Origin of the sequence: Novisyntrophococcus fermenticellae, from assembly GCF_018866245.1 — a bacterium.
Classification (GTDB): Bacteria; Bacillota; Clostridia; order Lachnospirales; family Lachnospiraceae; genus Novisyntrophococcus; species Novisyntrophococcus fermenticellae.
The window spans coordinates 1132918-1156394 of sequence record NZ_CP076458.1 but is presented as its reverse complement, the minus strand read 5'-3'; the positions used below and the strand labels follow the sequence as shown (position 1 = coordinate 1156394).

Sequence of the window (23477 nt, the reverse complement as noted above, 5' to 3'; positions counted from 1 at the left end):
TGAAAGTGGAGATATAACTATGGATGAAATGAAAACCGTCTACCAGGTACAGGGAAAACTGTCAAAAGATTTTGTCGGCCAGATTTCCTATACCGTTTGCCTGGATGAGACCTACGAAGAACTGGATATTGAATTTTCTTTTGGACCCAGAACATTTGCTCCCAAAGATATAACACCTGAACTGGAGCAGGAGCTGATTGATTACTGTAAAAAAGAATATGACCTGACCTTTGCTTCCCGGGAAGAGCTTGAGGATGCCATCTACGGCCAGATGAAAACAGAGATTCATACAATGGCAATGTTAAATGATGAATTTATCGGATGTATACACCGGCAGCTGACTACCCGGCATATGCACTTTACTTCCGAAGCAGCTACGGAAGGCTGTATTGCGCAGCCCTTCATCGAAGGAGTTCTAAAGGTCACGATCCTGGCTTTTTCAGTGCTTCTTGATAACACGGACTACACCCTGACCGTACGGGTACGATAAAAGGAGGAACTCATCATGTATAAAAGACTGGAACTACATAATCATACCAATGAATCAGATGCTTCCTGCACCTGCCGTGAACTGACAGAGTTCATGGCCGCAGATCAGGTAGATGCTTTTGCTCTCACCGATCACAATACGATATCCGGGCATAAAAAAATCCAGGCCATCCTGGAAGAGTCATGCCTGCCTGTATCTTTTATTCCAGGCATGGAATATACAACCTACTATGGACACATCCTCTGCCTGAACTTAAGAGAATATGTTCCATGGGAAAACATCAACAAGCACAAACCGGAATTGCTTTTCCAGGCTGCCCGTGCCAAAGGTGCACTGGTTGGCATCGCTCACCCCTTTTCCTTTGGCTGGCCTTTTGCACAGGGATGCCAGTTCGTAATGCATGTTACCGACTATTCCTGTTGTGACTTTATTGAGATTTTCAACAATCCGGAACCGCTTTCTGTAAATGAAAAGGCTCTGTCTCTCTGGGAATCTCTGGTACTTTCCGGCGAGAAGCTGTCTGCCACCTGCGGCATGGATTTACATGATAATAATCCCTTTGCCGGACATTATGCCACCTATATTCAGGGGGAAGAAGCAGGGGATGTGTGCCGGGAGCTGACAGATGCCATCCACACGCAAAAAACCTGGGTATGCAAAGGTCCCTTACTGGAAACTCATATTGAAGACGGCATGATTTCTTTTTCTATTTATCAGACAAGAAAATCGGGCTACCTGCCTGCCCGGCCGGATGAATACAGTATCACGCTGAAATCCGGTTCAGCCACCTTAACTTGCCGTCCTGATGACCGGATTTTAGTGACTGAATTTGAAAAGGATGCCATAATTATTCCAAAGCTTTATAAAAAAGGAACTGTACTGAAAAACCTTATGTGCGTCAGTCCGGTTATTCACCTGTAAGGCATCATTTCAATCCATGGAGACCAGTATTTCGTTCCCGGTAGCTTAAGGGAGTCATACCTGTATGTTTCTTAAATACCCGGAAGAAATACTGACTGTCTTCATAACCGATTCTATTTGCAATATCCACTACGCTAAGCTCAGAATTCACCAGCATCTCCTTTGCCTTTTTTACTTTAAGCTCCGTAATATAGTTCACAGCAGACCGTGAAGTTTCCGCCTTAAATATAGATGAAAAGTAATTGGGACTCATGCCGAACCGCATTGCCAAATCATTGATTGCGATATTCTCGCTATAATGCTCCTGAATGTACCGAACCGCCATCTGGATCTTACTTCTGGAATCCATGTCATTCACAGTTTCTGCACGGACGCACTCCATAATAATATCGATAATACGCTGTTGGATTTCGGAAGCCGACTGAATCTGATCTGGCAGATCAAAACTCATCAGCAGTTTTTCCATACTGGAAGCTTTTCTTTCTTTTTTATCGTAATGCTGAAGAATCACATTTAAAATACGCACCCACATGATTCTCAGATAAGGCGTACCATACTTGCGCATCAATTCTGCCGAAAAAATCTCCTGCAAAAGTTTTTTTATTTTTTGAAGTTCATTTCGCTCCAGGTAGGAATCCAGCAGCCACACCTGGGAAACAGGAAAACTCTGCTCACTGAAAATCCCGATATCTTCATAAAAATACACATTAGAATTTCCATAGATGATTCTCTGTTTCAACGCACCAAGTGCTTCTGAAGCTGATTTTCTTCCGAGCAGAAGGGTGGGTCTGCTCACCCCTAACGTAAGATGGATGCTCATCCTCTTTTCGAGAACGGACCGCATCGCAAGAAAAATATGCTCCACTTCATTCCTGAGACTCCTTTTATCCTCCATAAAAAAGACGGCATATAATTGATTATTATCTGAAAGACTGTTCACAATGCGCTTTTCACAGGAAGATTCCAGTTCCAGGAAAACATTTCGAACAGAAAACCGTATTAAATCATAATCCACCCGGTGGAATTTGATATTATCATAGGTTTCACCGTTGATATGGATCACAGCCAGCATCATAAACATGCCCCTGTAAGAGTTATCCGTATCTATTCCACAGACTTCACTTAAGCCTTTAGAATCCATAGTTCCATCCGAAGTATCAAAGAGCAGCGTATTGATTGCCTTTTCCTGATGGTATTCCTGCTTTTCCCGGTTCATCCTCCCCTGCATCCACATGGCACTTCTGATCTGTGAGTCCCGCTCCATATCCTGATACAGCTTTTCAAATGCCTTTTTCAGTTCTTCATTGGACAGAGGTTTCAACAAATATGCCTTTACCCCCAGCCGAATTGCGGTTTCTGCATAAGAAAATTCCGCATAGCCGCTTAAGACCACGAACTGCATGTTTTTCTGGAGCTTCTTTATCTCCTGAATCAGTGTAAGTCCGTCCATGTCCGGCATTCTTATATCCGTAATTACAATGTCAATCGAATGGTTTTTTACAGACTCTAAAGCCTTTCTTCCATTTTCCGCTTCAAATATCTCATCGGTATTGATTTCCAGATACTCCAACCGTGCCCGCAATCCCTGGCGGATTAATTCTTCATCATCCACAATCAGCAGGTTATGTCTCATCTGTTTCACCTCCCTTAATTACAGGCAGCCGAAGCGTAAACCGGCTGCCCTGATACGGATGGCTTTCTATGAAAATTCCATATTTCTCGCCGCAGGATAATTTAATCCTCTGATTTACGTTCCTGATTCCTATGCTTTTATTCTTCTTTTTATCCGCTTGTGTACTGTCAATATAAGCTTTTAACGCTTCTACACTCTGCGCATCCATACCTATCCCATCATCCTCAATGCAGATACAGAGCATCCCCTCTTTTTCATAAGCGATAAGTTCCAGAGTTCCTGTACTGGTCAGTTCACCCAGACCATGAACAATTGCATTTTCCACAATCGGCTGCAGGATAAACCTGGGAAGATAATACTTCTGATCATCCACCTCGATATTATAAAAAACCTCAAAACGGTTCCCATACCTGATTTTCTGAATAAAGACATAATTTTTGATATGAGTCAATTCCTGTTCCAGCGTTACACGCTCACCGTAATCCTTTCCGAGACTATACCTGAAAATCTCCCCCAGTTTCTGACACATATCACAAACCACAAATACCTGCTTCACCGCCGCTATAGAGCTGATTGTTTCCAGCGTATTATACAGAAAATGGGGATTAATCTGCAGCTGCAGATTACGAAGCTGTGCCTCCTTATTCTCCAGCTGCTGGATATAATTCTTCTTAATCAGCTCATCCAGTTTCAGCAGCATATGCGTAAATTGCCGGTCCAGCTCTGCAACCTCATCTTTCCCTTCAATCGGAGCCTGAATAGTCAGGTTTCCTGTCTCAGCTGTCCGAAACTTCCGGAGCAAAAGAGCAATGCGCAAAGAAAACCCCCTGCTGTAAATATAGGAACAACCGATGATAATCAGAATCAGTGCCCCTACCAGAGGGAGAACCATCCACTGAATTTCGGCTCTTCGTTCCAGCACTTCCTTGTTGTCGAAGAGGAACAGGAGTTTCATCCCATAGTTGTCCAGGTCTTTTTGTTCCACCACGTAGGTGTTGACTGCCTGCAGGGATCCACCCTTTGAATTCTCTTTATCATGGTGCTTCAGATATGCCCGAAGAACCGGTTCGGTATCTCCGGCTGTGGAGTATAGTATCTCCGAATCGCCGCTGTATACAATCACATCATAGGTTGCTTCGCTCTCATCATTCAAAGGAGCCGGAGCAAATAATCTCGCCATATAAACATCCAGTTTTACAATTCCAAGCTGAGTTCTGGTAAGATTATCCGTATCCAGACTCTCTACTTTTTTTACAATTGACAAAAGAGGCTCTTCATTCCCTAAAACAAAGTAGGAAAACCAGCCCTCCTTTAAGGATTGTTCCTTTGGATACCATACTTCTCTCCCGGCCTCCTCTATCATAGAAGCCCGGTTTCCATATACGGGATTCTCTTTAACCATGGAATAAACCATACAGTTTCTAATCTCGCTGTTTTTTTCCAGCAGCAGAGATTTTGTTACCTCTTCACTGATGGTTTCCCCTCTGGCATACGGATTTTGGCTTCTATCTGCCAGAGTGTTTAATATCATTGTATTATTGGAGATGAACCTCAGACTTTTCTGATATTGTTCCAGTTTTTCCTCTATATTTTTCGTATACTGAGAAGTAATCTGCGCATGGTAGTTCACCATCTCATTCACTACCATGGTTTCCAGTTTTCTAAACAAAAAAGTACCGATAATCAGTATCGGTATCAGGCTGATCAGGAGCGAAAAGACGACCAGTTGTACAAATATGGGTTTTGAATGTATCAGTTTCAAACTTTTTTCTCCAGACATTCCAATTACATGGAATTTTTCATTTATTTTACTCCATTTTTATCTTAAAAGCAACAAAAGCCAGGAATCAATGCAGCATCAATTCCTGGCTTTGTTGTTATTTTTTCAGATAAACAGGTTAACATTTGATTCCTCAGCAGCTCCAAGATAAGTTGCTACGCCTGCATACTCCACGCCCTCAAGCAATTCCTCCTTTGTAATTCCCATAATATCCATGGACATGGTGCAGGCAACCAGACGAATTCCGCTCTTCATCGCCTGCTGCATCAGTGCTTCCAGCGAATCCACATTCTTATCCTTCATGACTTTTTTCATCATGGCCGTCCCCATTCCACCCATGTTCAGCCTGGACAGCTTTAGTTTCTTACTCCCTTTTGGCGTCATGAAACCGAACATCTTATCCATAAATGGCTTCTTCACAGAAGGAGCATCGGATCTCCTTAATGCATTCAGCCCCCAAAATGTAAAGAACATAGTAACTGGTTTTCCCATAGATGCGGCTCCATTTGCAATGATAAAAGAGGCAAGCACTTTATCCAGATCACCGCTGAACACAATGAGCGTCTTTCCCTGTTGGGTGTCCATAACCTTCGTACCTTTTTCTGCATGACCGCTTTGGGCGCCTTTTCTGATAAAAACAATATATTCTTTGTCATGACGCTCTGTCTTCATCCGTGTGTTTCCAGTCTGGCGGCACCAGCAGTCAATATCTGCGGTAAATCCCATATCTGTAGCAGATACTTTCAGGATTTCACCTTCCTGCATCTGGCTGATTGTCTCGTATACCTTTATAATCGGCCCGGGACACTGTAAACCGCAGCAATCTAACACTTTTATTTCTCTGTCAGGTATGTAATCCGGTTCTTCCTCCGACTCTTCCTTTTGTGCTGCCTTAAGAACGGTCCTTCCCTCGTCATAATGCATGGATTTATAAAACGATGATCCACCCGCTAATACGGCCACCTTATTAAAGCCATTCTGCCTTAAGATACGCTCTGCATTATAAGAACGTATTCCAACAGCGCAGTATGGAATGATCCGTTTATTTCTGTCCAGTTCATCCAGCCTCCCGCGAAGTTGGCCCAATGGAATATGGCGGGAGCCCGGAATCGCAAAGACCATCCGTTCTATATCCTCTGTTACATCCAGTATCGTATATTCCTGTTTTTTACGCTCATCTGCCAGCAGCGCATCCAATTCATCCCATTCGATAAAGCTTTCCAGACCGCACAAAATATTCTCAGCCACAAATCCCAGCATATTTACCGGGTCTTTTGCAGAAGAGAACGGCGGTGCATACGCAAGTTCAAGTTCCGCCAGTTCATAAATCGTTCCACCCAGCCCCATGACCGCCGCCAGTGTGTCAATTCTCTTATCCACACCATCCTGACCGATCATCTGACCACCCAGAATTTTTCCATCTTTATCAAACAGCATCTTAAGTGTCAGTGAGGCTGCTCCCGGATAATACCCCGCATGGGATTTCTGATTGATCAGAGCCACGTAATAATCCTGGTGCTTCACTTTTCCCATAGACTTTAATTGTTTTTCGTTTAGTCCTACGCTGGCAGCATTCAGATCAAATATTTTTGCCACCGCTGTGCCCATGCTCCCCTTGTAAGTCTTCTTATCTCCGGCAAGATTATCTGCAAGAATACGTGCCTGCTTATTAGCCGGCCCGGCAAGAGGTATCATGGCTTTATCTTTGCTTACATAGTGTACGGTTTCAATAACATCTCCAACTGCATAAATACCGGGCATGGATGTCTGCAGATACTCATCAACAATCACTCCGCCCCGTTGATTCAAAGCGATTCCCGCCTGCTTCGCCAGTTCACTGTTCGCATGTACTCCGATGGATAAAAGAACCATATCTGTCTCTACAACCGTTTTGCTGGTGAGTTCAACTTTTGTGGCATTCCCTTGATGATGAAAGGCTTTCACCCCATCCCCCAGAATCAGATTAACCTGATTGTTCTTCATGTTTTCATGAATCAGGTTCGCCATCTCCGGATCAAACGGTGCCATGACCTGATTTTGCATTTCAATCACCGTTACTTCGATCCCCAGGCCGTGAAGGTTCTCTGCCATTTCCAGCCCGATAAAGCCTCCACCAATAATCGCCGCACGTCTTACCTTTTTCTCAGCAATATATGCTTTAATGTGATCTGTATCCGGTATGTTCCACAGTGTAAAAATATTATCTGCATCAATTCCCGGAATCGGTGGCTTAATTGGAGAAGAACCTGTTGCTAAAACCAAATTATCATAAGTTTCCTCATATATTTCTCCGGTTTTTATATTTTTAACCTTAATCTTTTTCTCTTCCGGTAAGATTTTTATTACCTCACTGGATACTCGAACATCAATATTGAATTTATCCTTCATCGCCTGTGGTGTCTGTAATAAGAGTGCGTCTCTGCTCTTGATTACATCCCCGATGTAATAAGGAAGCCCACAGTTTGCGTAGGAAATATAATCTCCTCTTTCCAACATAACAATCTGCATGGACTCATCTCTTCTGCGAAGTCTTGCCGCAGTAGTAGCCCCTCCTGCCACACCACCAATAATCACAGTCTTTTTCGCCATTACCCAAGCTCCTTCCCTGTTTCGTCTGATGTTTTAATTGTACCAGTTTTTCAGGGAAATTCTGTAACTGCGTCACACAACGAACATTCGATACAATTTTAATTTGGAATACGGCCTTAAAATAACTTGAGGAACCGGTTTATTAAAAGTTTAAGCCGGAAGTGCTTCTGTCCCTCTTTTTGTTATACTTATAATTGAAAAATCGCAATGCATCCTGTATTATAATAGATAAGTATTTCAAAGCTCTTTTCAAAGGAACTGATAGAAAGTAAAGAAAAAGACATGCTTCACACCCGCATCTTATTTTCTACCACAAATTATCATGTGTTCCGGGCAGGAATTTATGCTAAAAAGGTGCATCTGAAAGCACAGGGGATAGGTGCAAAGACAAAATTCTATTTCTGGTATAATGCCTTATTGAGGGAGTATGCAGCCATCTTGGCTATGAACAAGAGAACACACATAATCTGTGTAATTCTCCTGCTTGTAATTGTATTATGTATCAGTCTGCTGACGAATAATATCGATATCCTATATAAATTCATAAAAAAGCAATAAGGAAATAATTATAAGAAGCGGCATATGGCTCCCTGCTTTGAAATAAAGCAGGGAGCCATATGCAAAATCCGAACGGTTTGGGCTGCACATATATCATTTAATTTTTTCTTTCCCATCCAGTACTGCCTCCACCAATTCATCGCCTACATAGCGTAGTTTCAGGGAAAAGAATTCCTTTCTCTCCTGTAACAGTTTAAAGAATATCTTGTCCCCTTCCCATATCGGGAGACTATATACCTCTGAACATGGCACCCATTCCAGATCGCCCTCATTACAGTCTGTGATTTCACCTTCAAATCCATCGGCTGTATATAGAAACATATATTCAGTCTGCCACTTATCCGTTCCAAATGTGATAACCCCTCTTAATTCCCATGAGGTCAACTTCAGTCCGGTTTCTTCCTTTACTTCACGCAAAAGACACTCCTCCGGCGACTCATCTTCTTCAAAATGTCCGCCCACACCAATCCACTTGTTCTTGTTGACATCCTGTTCCTTTTTTACCCTGTGCATCATCAAATATCTGCCTTCCTGTTCGATATAACACAGGGTCGTCATATTGCTTCGCATATTATATGTCCCCTAAAAGTCAAAGTTATCCGGATCAGAACCCACACGCTGATTTTTATTCAATGCACTGATTTCCCGCATGTCTTCCGGTGAAATCTCAAAATCAAACACATCAAAGTTAGATACAATACGATCTTTGTGAATCGACTTCGGCAATACGATAACCCCGCGCTGAATATCCCAGCGAATGATTATCTGTGCCGGTGTTTTGTTGTATTTCGCGGCAAGGCTGCAGATTGTCGGATCTGAAAGCGGGGCCGCATCCTTTCCGCCAAGCGGACTCCACACCTCTGCCTGAATATTCTGTCCCTGGCAATAGTCGATCAACTCCTGATTTGTCATATAAGGATGAGACTCTATTTGATTCACCGCCGGCTTTACTGTCTGTATCTTAAATAATTCCTCCAGGTGATGGGGATGAAAATTGCTTACACCAATCGCACCGATTTTTCCCTGATGGTATAATTCTTCCATCTCCTTCCAGGCCTCCTGAAATCCTTCTGCCGGCCAATGGATCAGATATAAGTCAATATAATCTGTACGAAGAGCAGCAAGGCTTTCCGCAAATGCTTCTTTTGTCCGCCTTTGTCTGATATCCTCGTTCCAGAGCTTTGTCGTAATGAATAAATCTTCCCGCTGAAAACCGCTTTCAGCAACCGCCTTTCCAACACCGGCTTCATTTTCATAGATTTTTGCGGTATCTATATGATGATAGCCTGCCTCAAGTGCCCATGTAACTGCCTGCCCGGCCTCATCCGTTGAAGCGCGGAATACTCCCAGACCAACCTGGGGGATCTTAATTCCATTGTTTAATTTTATGGTCGTCTGCATTTTTTCTCCTTTTCTTGCTTCATAATCAGTGCCAAAACCCCCGAATCAACAGCTGATCCAGCAGCTCTGCAAATATGGAATTCGCCCATGCAAACCAGTCTCTGGTAAAGTTCTCCGGATTCTCCGGGTCAAAGGACTCATGCATATAGTTTCGACCGGCATGGGTGTCCGCTATCATCTTCAGGCATTCCAATATCTCATCCCTGTCCGTGGATGTTAATGCCTGCATTGTTAATCCGATATGCCAGATAAATCCTTTTGGCGTATGTGGACTCCCAACGCCCTTTGCGTATCTTCCGGAGTAAAAATAAGGATTGTCTTCCGACAGGATGAATCTGCGTGTATTCCGGTAAAGCTCATCCGAAGCATCTTTATAGCCCAGATAGGGAATAGACAGAAGGCTGGGTGAATTTGCGTCATCCATTAGAATATAATGCCCCATACCGTCTGTTTCATAAGCATAGATATCGCCGTACTTTTCATGATGAACAACACCATATTTTTCAATTCCTTCTCTGATCTCATCTGAAAGCTTTTGGCATCTCCCGGCCAGTTCTTCATCTTTATAAATCGTTCTGCAGATTTCCTCTGCATAGCTAAGAGCTGTTGCAGCCATCATGTTCGCAGGGATCAGATAGCCATAGACACATCGGTCATCCGAGGGCCGGAATCCCGACCATGTCATCCCCGTATAGGCTACTGGATTTCCTTTTCCTTCCACGGGAAGCGTATCAGTTTCCACACAATCCGTTCTTTGAAAAAAGTAATCGGATGTTTCATGGTGCTGTTCTGCGGTAAATACTTTTAAAATATTACGAAGCATCTCCAGATATTTCTCCTCAAAAATATCTTTCTCTCTCGTTTCTTTCCAAAACTGCCAGGACAGATAGATCGGCGCACATAAAGAATCCACTTCATATTTTCTTTCCCATACAGAATCATTTAACTTTGTATTATCTTTATGACCTGCACCGTTGGCACTCTCATTAAATGCATTGGCATAGGGATCAATACAAACCAGTTCCGCCTGCTTTTGAATAATTCCTTTGATAATTTTATGCAGTTCCTGATCCCTGCCGGCATATTTAATATAGGGTTTTACCTGTGCTGCAGAGTCCCGCAGCCACATAGCCGGAATATCACCGGTAATTACAAAGAAGCTGTCATCCTCCAGTCTTTTTACAGTGGTATCGATTGTATTTAAAAAACACTGTTTTACTAAAGGCGCCAGTTCCGGATATACTTCTTTATATGCATTCGCAAGCTCGGCTCCCCTTAGGGATAGAATATCCGGTATTCTCTCTAACATTTTCTGCATCTGTTCAGGTCCTTTCCTGCTTATTTTTCCAGTTATATTGAGATTATACCAAATTGCACTTGCAATGGCTAGTATATCCAATCATAAAATATTGTATTAATGTCAATCTCTATGTGAAAGCATTTAGAAAAACAGTGGGCATATCCCCTAAGAAATATGCCCACTTAAGTTTAAGCTGATTATCTGATACCAGCTTCAAAAGGTCATGCGATTCATATGTAATAAATTGGTTCAAATGAAATAAACCTTGATAAGAACTGTCTTGTACGTTCTTCTTTGGGCTTCGTAAAAAATTCTGAGGGAACTCCTTCCTCCACAATGACTCCACGATCCATAAATACGACTTTATCTGCAACATCCTGAGCAAATGCCATTTCATGTGTTACAACTATCATTGTGATCCCTTTTTGCGCGACTCTCTTAATGACATCCAAAATTTCTCCTACGAGCTCCGGATCCAATGCCGATGTTGGTTCATCAAATAAAATAACCTCCGGTTTTAGTGCGACGGCCCTTGCAATACCGACTCTTTGCTGCTGGCCGCCGGACAACTGCGATGGATAATAACTGTATTTTTCTGAAAGTCCAACCCAGTCAAGTGTTTCCTTCGCTATTTTTTCAGCCTCTTTTCTAGGTGTTTTCTGAGCTAAAACCAATCCTTCCATAACATTTTCAAGCGCAGTTTTATTGGCAAATAAATTATAGTTTTGAAACACAAATCCTACTTTTTTTCGAATGTCATGAATCTGTTTTTTCCTGGCCTTATCTACTTCTACAACCGTATTCCCGATTGTTAATTCTCCGCTATCCGCATGCTCCAGAAAATTGATACATCTAAGCAGTGTGGTTTTTCCGGAACCACTGGGTCCCAATAATACAACTACCTGACCATCCCCTACATCTAAGGAAACATCTTTCAAAACATTTAATTTGCCAAAGGACTTTTTTATATGCTTTACCTGTATCATAACGACCTCCTGAATTTTCCTAAATGTTCCTCAATCAGCGTCCCAAGTTTTTCAATTATAATTGTTAATCCCCAATACACCAGTGCGGCTGCAAGGTAGCCTTCAAAAAAGGTATACCTTCTCGCACTGGGGATGAGTGCACCTGATAGAACTTCAGCGATTCCAATCACATATACAATAGACGAGCCTTTAATCAGACCGACAATACTGTTAACTAATGGCGGTATGGCGACGGGAACTACCTGAGGCAGAATGATTCTCCTGACTATCTGAACCTTTGTCAAACCTGCGGAAAATCCAGCTTCATTCTGACCTTTGTCTATTGATAAGAGGGCGCCTCTCATTACTTCTGAAATCGTACAGACAGCTGACATCGTAAGAGCAAATATGCCGATCCATATGCTGTCTATATCCGCTATTGTTTTGGTTATGTGGAGTGCCTCCAAAATATCATTGAACTTCATTAAGTACAAAATGTTATACAAAAACAATGCTACCACTATCGGTATCCCTTGATAAATCGTTATAAACAGTGCCAAAAACTGACTTAAGACTGGTGTACGATAGACACGAATCAATGCTGTCACTGTTCCAATAAACAGGCCAATTGTTAATGGAATAAATATTAATTTTAATGTCTCCGGCAGGTATTTGATTGCATAGACCAGACTTTCTCCGATTGCATCCAGACGAATATTCATTCCCTCACCTCTTTTCCTGCACTATAATCAAGCTTTTTATTGCAACATGAGGAAATTCCCCTGATGATAAGACTGCAGAGAATAAATATGACTGCCACATCTAAATATGCCTCAAACACATGCCCACTGGAGGTTCCAATTGTCTTTGCCCTTCCCATAACATCGATTACACCAATTGAAAACACCAGGGATGCATTCTGAAATAATCCTACCAGATCAGAACCAAATGGTGGTAATGCTATTCTCACTGCCTGTGGTACAATAATTCTTCTAAATGTCTGCCACCAGGTCAGACCCACACTATAGCCTGCCTCAAATTGCCCTATACTTACAGCCTTGACAGCACTATAGATAATAGATGATAAAAAAGCCCCCTGATTAAATGAAAAGGTAACGTATGCAAAGATTATACTATCCCATACTCTTGTGACGTCAATGTGCACGACAGGCTCCAGAATAATCGGAAGCCCATAATACACCAGCAGCAATTGAAGCAGCATCGGCGTTCCGCGCATAAATGAAATATACAGGTTTGAAATTTGATATAATACTGGTATCTTTTTTATCCTTACCAGTGCCAGAGCCAGTGCAATTATAAGACCGAATACGGTAGCATATACTACTATCCTGAAAGTAACTGTGATAAATGGAATGATTATTCTAAAATTTTGAAATAGTCTGCTCCATTGAAATAAATCACCCATATCATTACTCGCTTTCCGTGTAATCTCCGCCAATTACGTCAATTGAGATTTCTGCTAATCTGCCACTCTTCTTAAGCTCACGGATAGCTCCATCCACAGCCTCTTTCAGTTCTTTATTTTTTTTATCAAAAATATAGTAGGTAGACGAGGACTGTATGGGCTCACCTGCTGTGACCAATACATCCGAACCGTATGTTTTGTTATGCTTTTCAACATCACGTTTCGTTGCAACAGCCGCATCCCATTTTCCACTCAATAATCCCTGTACGAATTCCTCCGAGGTAATTGCCTCAGAATTTATGATCGTTATCGGGTTATCAGCATGCTCTTTATTGTAATTTTCGAGAATATATGTGGTATTCGAGCCTTTTCCACCGGCATATATTGTCTTCCCTTGAAGATCATCCAATGACTGAATAGAAGCGTTTTCTTTCGGGGCAACGATATATGTTACAAATGTTGTATATGGTTCTTCTCCAAATAGATATTTTGACGCTCTTTCATCATTATACTCATATTGATGTGCGGCAATATCTATTTTTCCTGCATCAAGAGAAATCAGCACGTTTGTAAAATCTGAAGTTTGAAATTCAAACTCATACTGTGGAAGTAATTCGTCGACCGCTTTTAATACTTCATATTCATACCCGGCCAGATTTCCTTTTTCATCGAGATAGCAGTATGGGCTATATCCATTGCCGGTTCCAACTATAATCTTCGTTGCTTCCTTTCCTGATTTTCCTGATTTATTTGTTTCACTTTTGCCACAGCCCGTCAAAAGTGTGATAAAAAATAAACTGAATGCTATAAGCGCTATTCCAGACTTTCTCCATATTTTTTTCATAATAATTACTCCTCCTTCTTCTCTGCGGATTTTCTACTTTCTGGTCAATTATATTTTGTTATCCTCTAAGAGACTGATGACTATCTATCCTGCTAAAATAATGGGATATTTTTACTAAGGCCTCCTCTACCGAACAGTTAACATCGAAAACCGCGATTGCTTTTCTCTCAAGTTGCTTCTGAATGTTGAAACCCGCCTTTTTACAGACAACGCACCTGCAGTCTGTCAAAAGCTCTACCCTGGCAGATGTACCCGCACCCCCTGCACACCCTCCACCGGAACCAGTTTCACAGTCCGATGGATGAATATCCTGTTTTACGATTCTTTCCTCCAGTTTTACATAATGACCACCAGATACCTGATAGATAAGAAAACGTTTTGCCAAACCAAATGTTTCATCAATCTGCTTTTCATCAGAAGAAGCGATTGCTATCTTATAAGACATACGTCACCTCCCTTGTGTGGTTTACATCCTAATTCCATCTCTGTACTGCCACCGAATAAATATCCTCTATCAGCCGGATTCCGCCGGTATAACCCACATAGAAATCATCCAGCACCACTTTATCCTGTACAGGCCACGAGATATTTAAGTAATGTCCAGACATTTCCTCTGCAATTTCCTTCTCATAATAGCTTCCGAGAATGAGTGGGTAGCCATGATAGTCATGTTCCCTAATCTCATTTTGTATTTTGTAGCCATCTGTCTCAAACCTTACCTCTGCCTTCAATCCATAATTCAATCTTTCAAATTCTTCTTTAATCTGTTCCTGGAAAGCCTTCGGGGTATCATCTGTAACAAATTGCTTCGCTGGCACAAGTCCTAAATCATTTACTAAAAACTTCGTGATACCAAGTGTATACTGGGCATCTGCCACTACCGAAAATTGTTTTGCCATAACCCTTGTTTCCAGAAACAGATCGGCATACCTTTCAATCAGATAATAATAATAATTTTCATGCTTATTGATAATATTTTCTACCTTTTCTTCATCAACACCTGCAAATTTACCGACTTCTCTTAAGAACTTCGTGGTCTCAAATGCACCAATCGGAAGTGTGGGATAATGAAGGTATGGAATACCAAGCTTTTTCTCCATTTTCTTCATATTTTCAACGGATACCCAGGGAGAAACCAGCAGATTGAATTCCGCTTTTGGGATTTTGTTAATATTGTCAATTCCACGCTGGTATCCGAATATTGTGTTCGGAGTCAATCCTAATTCTTTTACTAGTTTTTCCAGCTCCCTGATATTGCCAAGCCAGAATAAATCCTGATAGGGAACATCAGCCCAAATATTCACCAGTCCTTTTTCCCGTTCTTCAGACTTTTCAAGATATTGGTCTGTGATTGCATCGATAATCTGTTGATGTCCTATATAGTTGTTACCTTTAAATCCTGCCGTCGATGCATAGATTACCGGTTTGCCGGCATCTTCAAAATGGCTTACCACCTCACCTGTATCATCACCCACGATTTCCGGTATACATCCTGTAAGAACCACATAGAAATCTGCATCAATCACCTTTAATGAATTTTCAATCGTGGTTTCCAGTTTTTTCACTCCGCCGAATACTACATCTTTTTCATTAATACTGGTACAGGGGAAGATATTTGGTGAAAAATATCCTGAACTTCCAATGGAATCGGAAAGCTTCTGTGCACACCCGGGCCCGGAATGCAATACCGGAATGGCTCTGGAGATTGCCTGTACCGTCTGCATTGCACCCATCGCACATTTATATCTTTGTTTATCTAATAGCTTTGCCATTATTTTTTAGCCTCCTCTAAAAATTTATCTACATTCTGTTGATACCACCAGTCTGTATAAGGAAGTTTCACTCTTCTTGCCAGATTCTTTTCAAAACTTCTGTTATGAATACTGTCCAGAATCGATTGTGCGAATTCCAAAGTGTGCTTATATCCAAAGATCATATATTCGTCTGCAACATATACAGCAGGAGTCCCATTCTTAATCGCCCATACCGTAGAACCGGGATGACGTGAAAGATATAAATCCGGCTGATATTTTTTCAGAATATTCATCACCTCATAGTTCTGCTGATCGGCAACACTGGCTTCAAAATCCACATCATTTTCCAAAAGATATTTCATGGATGGGGGAACCTCACCATTTTCATACTTTTTGTCGTAATGCCAGGCCAGTGCCCACACTACTTCTACTCCAAGTTCATCTAAAACTCGGGATACTTCGAATGTATACCCCGGCCCCATGCCAAGTACTGCCCTTAAACCTTTTAATTCCTTCTTGATTTCTTCAATCTGCGGAATATAGATTTTTCTTTGTTCTTCTATATAATTCTCCACAGCTTCCGACCTGTCTGTCACTCTTCCTATCTCCCTGAGCCAGGTTTCAAAACCCGCAATACCAAGAGGATTTATCGTTCTGATATACGGAACCCCATATGTTTCTTCCAGACCATTTCCAAGATAATTTCCAAGCGTTCCACAGATACATGTGGTTGCAAGCGACTCCGATATATGGCTTAGTTCTTCTATTGTGGAGTTACAATAAAGAAAAATTGGTTCCAGATCAAAGTTTTTAAAAATTTCTATGATTTCAGGTCTTGCACTTTCATAGAAGTTCTTGAAATTTATGGTGTTTCTCTTCTGTCTGGGAGGCTGTACGATAGAGCTCAGCACTGCATGGTCAGAAATATCAAATCCGGTTGCCCATATTCTGGACTTGAATCCTTCACAGTGCACCGCCACAATTGGTACCTCCACTTCATCTTTCACATCATCTACCACACTGTCGATATCTTCACCAATAATTCCCGTAGCACAGGAGCTTGTTACAAATATTGCCTTAGGTGAATACCTCTTATTTACCTCAAGTATGATTTTTCTAAGACTTTCTGCCGAACCGAAAATCGTGTCATTTTCATTCATGTCAGTTCCAATATATACTGTATTCGTAGTGACTCCGCGCTTCTTTGCCATTACCTTATCAAGATAATATGCACCTGCACTGGCTGCCGAACATCCTGCTGGTCCATGATGGATAATTGCCACATCACGAATTGCGGAAAGCTGCCCTAATGCACAGCTGGATAAACATGTACTGGATTGTGAAAAGCATCTGGAGCATCCCTTTAATGTGCCGCAGCTGCTCTGATTTGCCAAATCACTTAATGTCCCAATATAGCCTGTAATTGAACCGATTCGATTCTCTCTGGTAGCAACATTGGAATTTTCTAAATTAAGTGCCATTTTTTACACCTCCTGATCTTCACGAAACAAATTTGTTGAGAGATATCTAAGTCCTGTGACCTTTACCATAGTAGTGTTCTCCTTCTCTTAGATGTGATAATCATCTGCAACATCCATAAGACCATATTCAAACAGAATTTCTTCGAGTCTTTCTTGCGTCATTGGCGTCGGAATTGTAAAGTTGGTATTGTTAATTACTGCTTCTGCAAGATTTCTGTACTCCTGTGCCTGTTCAGAATCCGGCTTATACTCAATTACTGTCTTTTTATTGATTTCCGCTCTCTGTACAATGTTATCTCTAGGTACAAAATACAATAACTGCGTTCCGAGTTCCTTTGCGAAAGCACGAAGCAAATCTAATTCCCGGTCCACATTACGGCTGTTGCAAATGATTCCGCCAATTCTTACACCGCCTGTTTTAGCATATCTCTTAATACCTTTGGCAATATTATTGGCTGCATATAATGCCATCATCTCTCCGCTGGCAACGATGTATATCTCTTTTGCCTTACCTTCTCTGATAGGCATTGCAAATCCTCCGCAGACAACGTCTCCTAATACATCATAAAAGACATAGTCCAGGTCATCGGTATATGCTCCAAGGTTTTCCAGCATATTAATTGAGGTGATAATACCTCTTCCTGCACAGCCCACACCCGGTTCAGGTCCACCGGACTCCACGCATCTCGTGCTGCCAAATCCTTCTCTTAAGATGCGGTCAAGCTCAATATCATCTCCCTCATCTCTGATAGTATCCAAAACAGTCTTCTGTGCTAATCCTCCGAGTAATAATCTTGTAGAATCTGCTTTCGGATCACATCCTACTACCATCACTTTTTTCCCATATTCTGCCAGCCCTGCTGTCAGGTTCTGCGTTGTGGTTGATTTTCCGATTCCACCTTTTCCATAAATTGCAATCTGCCTCAATTCGCCCATCTCATCAAGTCCTTTCTATAAATAAATGCTTAAAACTAACTCTTGTACGAGAATCCTTTGCACTGACTCTTCAATAATTCCCGGAAACTCTATAGGGATAATACCTGATTTTTCCAGCGCATAAGCAGCACCCTCCCCAATTCTGCTCACCAATACATATTTGCAGTCCGTAAACATGTTGACTGTGGTTTCAAGCCTTTTTTCATCGTGTTCGCCACCATCACAGACTGGGTTTACCTGACGTTTTTCAATCCGGTGTATTTGATTTTGCCAATCCAGGCCTATGATCAGAAACTCATCTGCTCTTCCAAAATGCTGATTTACCACGATTCCATCTGTTGTTGCTACCGCTATCCGGTATTTATATTCCGTATTATCCATGTGAAAATGTTTCCTTTACAGATATTCTGCGCTGATAAATCTGATCTCCAAATTCAGACTTCCCGGGTACGCCAACTGCATCTGCTCTGCAGTGCTGACAATGTCTGAACACATCAATATATTTGGAAGCTTTTGTTCGGGCCGCATCAATTTCTGAGCAGACAGGTGCCCTTTGGCAGGAAAGTTCAGCCTGAGGAATCAGTGGAATAATATTATCAATACTTGCGCCTGCCTTCTTCACAGTTTTTGCAATGGCTTCGATATGCTCACCATTGATTTCCGGGACTAAAACAGAATTTACTTTTATGGTAATTCCTGCATCAGACACCTTTTTAATTCCTTTCAGTTGATTCTCAATCAGTATCTCCGCCCCTTCTATTCCCTCGTATTTTCTCCCATGGTAAATAATATATTTATTAAGCTTTTCTTCGATTTCAGGATCTACGGCATTCACCGTAACTGTAAGAGAATCAATCCCGATATCAATCACCTCATCGGCCTTTTCATATAAAAGTAATCCATTCGTACTCATACACTTGATTAATTGGGGAAATCTCTCTTTTACTTTTCGAAAAGTCTGTAAGGCGTAGCCGGACGCAAGGGTATCTCCCGGACCTGCAATTCCTGCTACTGTAATCTCCGGGCAGATCTTCAAAGCCTGTTCCAATACTTCAATACTTTCATCCGGTGTGATTACCTTAGAGGTAACACCCGGCCGGTCTTCCACATCATTAATCACCCGGTCGCAGAACCGACAGGCAATATTACACCCCGGGCTTACCGGCAGATGTATTCTCCCTACATTATTCTTGTGACCGCCAAAGCAGGGATGTGACTTCTGCAGATTTTTATATGTATTGTTCATTTTGCACCTCCTTGTCAGATTTCCAGCTAAATATTAAAAACAAAAACCGAAGGTCTGTTAAATTCATTAACAAAACCTCCGGTTTCCCAGTCAGCATTTTATTGTTTTTTGACCCTTACATCCTATGTATTCTATGCTTTATTGACGCTTTATTCATGTTTTATTTCATGCCTTCATTCTGTGTTTTTCTGTCTTATCAATCTGGATAACCTTGCCATCCTGAACAATAATTGTTATACTTCCATATTTCAGATCACGTATCAATCCTTCTATTTCTTTTAAATGTAAAGTATCCAAAACATGATTGATTTCAGTTTGCCTCATACATATTCACCTCCGGGCAGATAGTTCATCCTTAATTATTGCCAAATAGCGGAGTAGATAAATATCTGTCTCCCGAATCCGGAAGCAATGTGACAATCGTCTTCCCTTTATTTTCGGGTCTGTTTGCTAAGATCACAGCAGCCTTTAGTGCAGCACCGGATGAAATGCCGACCAGAATACCTTCACTGACTGCAAACGCCTTACCTTCTGCGAACGCATCCTCATTTTCAATTGTGATGATTTCATCATAGATCTTTGTATTAAGTACTTCCGGAACAAATCCCGGCCCGATACCCTGTATCTTGTGAGCACCCGGTGTTCCTGTGGAAAGCACAGGGCTTCCGGCCGGTTCAACGGCTACAATCTTTATATCAGGATTCTGCTCCTTCAGATATTCGCCAACACCGGTAATTGTTCCTCCGGTACCGACCCCTGCAACAAAGATATCCACCTTCCCATCTGTCTGCTCCCAAATCTCTGGACCTGTGGTCGCTTTATGAACTGCCGGATTCGCCGGATTTACAAACTGCCCTAAAATGACTGCTCCGGGGATTTCCTGTGCAAGCTCGTCGGCTTTTGCAATTGCGCCCTTCATTCCCTTTGCACCTTCTGTAAGAACCAGTTCAGCACCATATGCTTTTAAAAGATTTCTTCTTTCCACACTCATAGTATCCGGTAAAGTAAGTATTGTTTTATATCCCTTTGCTGCCGCAACTGCTGCAAGACCAATCCCGGTATTTCCACTTGTTGGTTCAATAATGGTTGCCCCTTCCTTAAGAATTCCCTTCTTCTCTGCATCTTCAATCATTGCAAGAGCTATTCTGTCTTTGACAGAACCTGCCGGATTCAAGTATTCCAGTTTAGCAAGGATTGTTGCCTCGGAAGCCCCCGCTTTCTTTGTATAACGGTTGAGTTTTAATACTGGTGTTCCTCCAACTAATTCCAATGCACTTTCTTTAATCTTACTCATAATCATTACCTCCATAATTTTAATTTGTTTGTTCCTCAGCTGCAAAAACTACATAATTTGGTATAAAGAAGGCAGATGCCATATGCTTATGACACCTGCCTGCAAATATACTGCATATTTACCCGGTACACAATGCATATGAAAAATAAACTGTATTTGTACATACAGCCTGGCAACAACAATACATCATGCCATTTTTATCACTTGTTACGTTTAAGTTTTCCATAGCATTGCTTCCTTTCTTATTTCCTACTAATACGATATGCTTTATAGGTTATTATTATGCTACTGATTATACATCCTGATTTTCCAATTGTCAACTTATTTTTTTACATTACAACAGCCCCTGCAGAAGTTGCTTTCTGCAGGGGCTGTTGTATACAGTCTCAAATTTTACTTGCTGATTCAAATGCCTTCCATATTGCTCCCATTAAGTTGGATACATGATCACAATCCCCAAGTGTTTCGACTTGCGCACCACAATCCTTTAATTGCTGTGCAAGTGAATTCTCGAAAATATATCCGATACTGCTGATTACGGTATCAGCCGCAAGAACTGACTGTTTGCCGTCCCTCTCAATTGTAACACTCTCTTCGGATATTTTAACAATCTTTGTATCTGTATGAATACCAATCTGATATTGTTCAATAGCCATTCTAAGCATGTTTTCATTTGCCGCACAGAACCCGTTGCAACATAAACCACATCCGGCTTTTCAATCGCCACCATATCCAATGTCACATTACAATTCATATGAACCGTAACACCTGTCTCTTTCATCTGTCTTTCATACCAGGAAATAAGTTTTCTGTCTGCCTTTTTAAAGCTCATAGATGAAGCTGCAATAAACATTCCTCCCAGTTTGTCTGACTTTTCATACAGATTTACTTTATGACCTCTCAAAATCAAAAAATGACACACTTTACTTCTGGAAATGGCATAATTATGGAGCTATATAAAGAAGATACTCTTTCATGACATCCTTATACGGACGAAGCCCTGCCCATCCGCCGATATCCGACAGGGAACATGCAGCACAGCCGGTTCCCAATTGTAAGGCATGCTCCAGCCCGAATCCTTTATAGGCGCTGTAGAGTACGCCGCTGCAAAATGCATCACCGGCACCTGTGGTACTTTTAATATATCCTTCGGGCAGCTTCAGACTTGATACGCTCTTTATTTCCTTTGTACGGACATCCAGTCCAAAACTACACGGAGGCGAATGGATTACCGCCCACTCCGAAACTCCAAGCCTTTCTAACTCCTCCAGTGCCCGGGGAACATTTTGCTCAAGCAACGTTTCATTTGCTGTCAGGCTGATTCCCGTAATTCCTTCTGCTTCTACTTCATTTATAATACAGTAATCTGTATATTTAAGAGCCGGTCTGACGACTTTCCTCATCCTTTCAAAATTTTCTTCCGATACAATATCAATAGAAGTCTTCATCCCTCTTTTTTTCGCATCATGCAGTATTTTCGCGCCATGCGTTCCATATACCGGGTCTTCTTCATCGACTTTCTTCAGAAGAAGAAGATATTCCAAATGAAAAATATCTGCTTCCACTTTGTCCCAGTCTATATAGCTCTCATCATATATATCACTGGCGGCTGGCAGATAAAAGAAAGTCCTCTGTTTGTTATCATTTGCCTCCATCGCAATTGTCATGGAAGTGCTGCCTTCCGTGGTTACATTATCAATATTGATATTCGGAAGCGTCTTAAGCGTATTCAAGACAAATCGTCCATTACTCCCTGTGCCAACTACGGCACTTACCTTTAATGAAAGATTTTCATCTAATTTTGCCAGATCCATAATGAGGTTTCCGATCCCTCCCACGCCTCTTTCCACCCCTCGGATATTCGTCAGATGCCCTTGCTTGGGATATGTATCCACCATGTAATAATTATCACAAATCAAAGTTCCCGCCACCGTAATCCCTTTTCCGCCCATACAACATACCTCCCAGATTATACTTCCAGGCTAAAAATCCGGATTGCTCTTTTGATATCCTCTTTCATGGCCTGTATACCAAGCAAAGGAATATCATGAAAGAATATATTGTCTTCCGGATCTGCCTTGTCAAGTACCTTTTTCACCGCCTTTGCTCCCGCCAGAGAAACATAGGTGTAGTAATTGATTTTACGGATTCCGTTCCTGATGGCTGTCTGGAATTCTTCTTTACTTAACCCTGATCCCCCATGCATGACAAGAGGGATATCCACACACTCCCTGATTGCCCGGATACGATTTAAATCCAGAACCGGTTTCCTGGTATAGATTCCATGCGTTGTACCAAACGCTATGGCAAGAGCATCCACTCCCGTAGTTTTCACAAAATCCTTTGCCATTTCCGGATCTGTATATGCATCCTCCACATTGATAAAATCCGATTTTCTCCTGCCGCTCTCTTCACTTTGGGAAGTTTTCCCGTCTGAGGAAAAGATATGTCCGAGCTCCGCCTCCACAGTCACGTTCACAGAATGCGCCCATCTCACAACCTCCCTTGTTGTGGCAGCATTCTTCTCATAATCGGAGGAAGAGGCATCTATCATAACCGACGTGAACCCCAGACGCATTGCCTGCATACAGCTTTCTATACAGGAACCGTGATCCAGATGTACACATATGGGAACAGAAGCTTTCTTCGCAAATTCAATCATAATTGGACCAATGACGTCCAGCGTAATGTATGGCTGGTGCACTTCCGCATACTGAAGGATGACCCCTTTGCCCGTCTCCCGGGCCGCATCTGTAACAGCAATGAGTGTTTCCAGGTTCGTTACGTTAAAGGCCCCGACCGCATAGCCTCCCTTTATTCCGCATTCCATAACTTCTTTTAGATTTACCAGCATGGGCA

Annotated in this window: 23 protein-coding genes; 2 read left to right on the top strand and 21 right to left on the bottom strand. The window is 41.8% G+C overall.

Features of this window, described 5'->3' with window-relative positions:
* Positions 1-19: 19 nt before the first annotated feature.
* On the top strand, positions 20-490 hold the full coding sequence (locus KNL20_RS05140) for a DUF6669 family protein (RefSeq protein WP_230399549.1): 471 nt from the start codon (positions 20-22) through the stop codon (positions 488-490).
* Positions 491-505: 15 nt separating this feature from the next.
* Positions 506-1411: a CehA/McbA family metallohydrolase gene (locus KNL20_RS05135; RefSeq protein ID WP_230399548.1), complete on the top strand. Its 906-nt coding sequence runs from the start codon at positions 506-508 to the stop codon at positions 1409-1411.
* Between the two features lie 4 nt (positions 1412-1415).
* Here the strand turns inward: KNL20_RS05135 and KNL20_RS05130 are convergent, their stop codons facing one another.
* The 21 genes from KNL20_RS05130 to KNL20_RS05030 form a co-directional block, all read right to left on the bottom strand.
* Positions 1416-3044, bottom strand: coding sequence for a response regulator (locus tag KNL20_RS05130; protein WP_230399547.1), 1629 nt, complete (start codon positions 3042-3044; stop codon positions 1416-1418).
* Positions 3034-4806: a sensor histidine kinase gene (locus tag KNL20_RS05125; protein WP_230399546.1), complete on the bottom strand. Its 1773-nt coding sequence runs from the start codon at positions 4804-4806 to the stop codon at positions 3034-3036. Before KNL20_RS05125 ends, KNL20_RS05130 begins: the two co-directional genes overlap by 11 nt.
* 123 nt (positions 4807-4929) lie before the next feature.
* Entirely contained in the window at positions 4930-7413 is a 2484-nt protein-coding gene (locus KNL20_RS05120; protein WP_230399545.1) for a CoA-disulfide reductase, read from the bottom strand.
* Between the two features lie 651 nt (positions 7414-8064).
* On the bottom strand, positions 8065-8541 hold the full coding sequence (locus tag KNL20_RS05115) for an NUDIX hydrolase (protein ID WP_230399544.1): 477 nt from the start codon (positions 8539-8541) through the stop codon (positions 8065-8067).
* A gap of 12 nt (positions 8542-8553) precedes the next feature.
* Entirely contained in the window at positions 8554-9372 is an 819-nt protein-coding gene (locus tag KNL20_RS05110) for an aldo/keto reductase (protein ID WP_230399543.1), read from the bottom strand.
* A gap of 25 nt (positions 9373-9397) precedes the next feature.
* Positions 9398-10690: a glycoside hydrolase family 125 protein gene (locus tag KNL20_RS05105; protein ID WP_230399542.1), complete on the bottom strand. Its 1293-nt coding sequence runs from the start codon at positions 10688-10690 to the stop codon at positions 9398-9400.
* Positions 10691-10902: 212 nt separating this feature from the next.
* Positions 10903-11658: an amino acid ABC transporter ATP-binding protein gene (locus KNL20_RS05100; RefSeq protein ID WP_230399541.1), complete on the bottom strand. Its 756-nt coding sequence runs from the start codon at positions 11656-11658 to the stop codon at positions 10903-10905.
* Complete coding sequence (locus KNL20_RS05095) at positions 11655-12359, bottom strand: amino acid ABC transporter permease (protein ID WP_230399540.1); 705 nt, start codon at positions 12357-12359, stop codon at positions 11655-11657. Before KNL20_RS05095 ends, KNL20_RS05100 begins: the two co-directional genes overlap by 4 nt.
* Positions 12356-13063 (bottom strand): amino acid ABC transporter permease, encoded by a 708-nt coding sequence (locus KNL20_RS05090; protein ID WP_230399539.1) that lies wholly within the window; start codon positions 13061-13063, stop codon positions 12356-12358. Before KNL20_RS05090 ends, KNL20_RS05095 begins: the two co-directional genes overlap by 4 nt.
* Before the next feature lie 4 nt (positions 13064-13067).
* A complete protein-coding gene (locus tag KNL20_RS05085) occupies positions 13068-13907 on the bottom strand; it encodes a transporter substrate-binding domain-containing protein (protein WP_230399538.1) in 840 nt (279 codons plus the stop codon).
* Positions 13908-13965: 58 nt separating this feature from the next.
* A complete protein-coding gene (locus tag KNL20_RS05080) occupies positions 13966-14352 on the bottom strand; it encodes a NifB/NifX family molybdenum-iron cluster-binding protein (RefSeq protein ID WP_230399537.1) in 387 nt (128 codons plus the stop codon).
* A gap of 28 nt (positions 14353-14380) precedes the next feature.
* The gene (locus tag KNL20_RS05075) at positions 14381-15679 is read right to left on the bottom strand and encodes a nitrogenase component 1 (protein ID WP_230399536.1); all 1299 of its coding nucleotides are present in this window, start codon (positions 15677-15679) and stop codon (positions 14381-14383) included.
* Positions 15679-17142, bottom strand: a complete 1464-nt coding sequence (locus KNL20_RS05070) for a nitrogenase component 1 (protein WP_230399535.1) — start codon at positions 17140-17142, stop codon at positions 15679-15681. Before KNL20_RS05070 ends, KNL20_RS05075 begins: the two co-directional genes overlap by 1 nt.
* 87 nt (positions 17143-17229) lie before the next feature.
* Positions 17230-18069, bottom strand: coding sequence for a nitrogenase iron protein (nifH, locus tag KNL20_RS05065; protein WP_334299999.1), 840 nt, complete (start codon positions 18067-18069; stop codon positions 17230-17232).
* A 24-nt stretch (positions 18070-18093) separates the two neighbouring features.
* A complete protein-coding gene (locus KNL20_RS05060; RefSeq protein WP_230399533.1) occupies positions 18094-18459 on the bottom strand; it encodes a NifB/NifX family molybdenum-iron cluster-binding protein in 366 nt (121 codons plus the stop codon).
* Positions 18452-19324 (bottom strand): radical SAM protein, encoded by an 873-nt coding sequence (locus tag KNL20_RS05055; protein ID WP_230399532.1) that lies wholly within the window; start codon positions 19322-19324, stop codon positions 18452-18454. Before KNL20_RS05055 ends, KNL20_RS05060 begins: the two co-directional genes overlap by 8 nt.
* 165 nt (positions 19325-19489) lie before the next feature.
* Entirely contained in the window at positions 19490-19648 is a 159-nt protein-coding gene (locus tag KNL20_RS05050) for a YezD family protein (RefSeq protein ID WP_230399531.1), read from the bottom strand.
* 31 nt (positions 19649-19679) lie between these two features.
* Positions 19680-20618 (bottom strand): cysteine synthase A, encoded by a 939-nt coding sequence (cysK, locus tag KNL20_RS05045; protein WP_230399530.1) that lies wholly within the window; start codon positions 20616-20618, stop codon positions 19680-19682.
* A 386-nt stretch (positions 20619-21004) separates the two neighbouring features.
* Positions 21005-21274 (bottom strand): hypothetical protein, encoded by a 270-nt coding sequence (locus tag KNL20_RS05040; protein ID WP_230399529.1) that lies wholly within the window; start codon positions 21272-21274, stop codon positions 21005-21007.
* 288 nt (positions 21275-21562) lie between these two features.
* On the bottom strand, positions 21563-22570 hold the full coding sequence (locus KNL20_RS05035) for a carbohydrate kinase family protein (RefSeq protein ID WP_230399528.1): 1008 nt from the start codon (positions 22568-22570) through the stop codon (positions 21563-21565).
* A 17-nt stretch (positions 22571-22587) separates the two neighbouring features.
* Positions 22588-23472, bottom strand: coding sequence for a class II fructose-bisphosphate aldolase (locus KNL20_RS05030; RefSeq protein ID WP_230399527.1), 885 nt, complete (start codon positions 23470-23472; stop codon positions 22588-22590).
* Between the last annotated feature and the right edge of the window lie 5 nt (positions 23473-23477).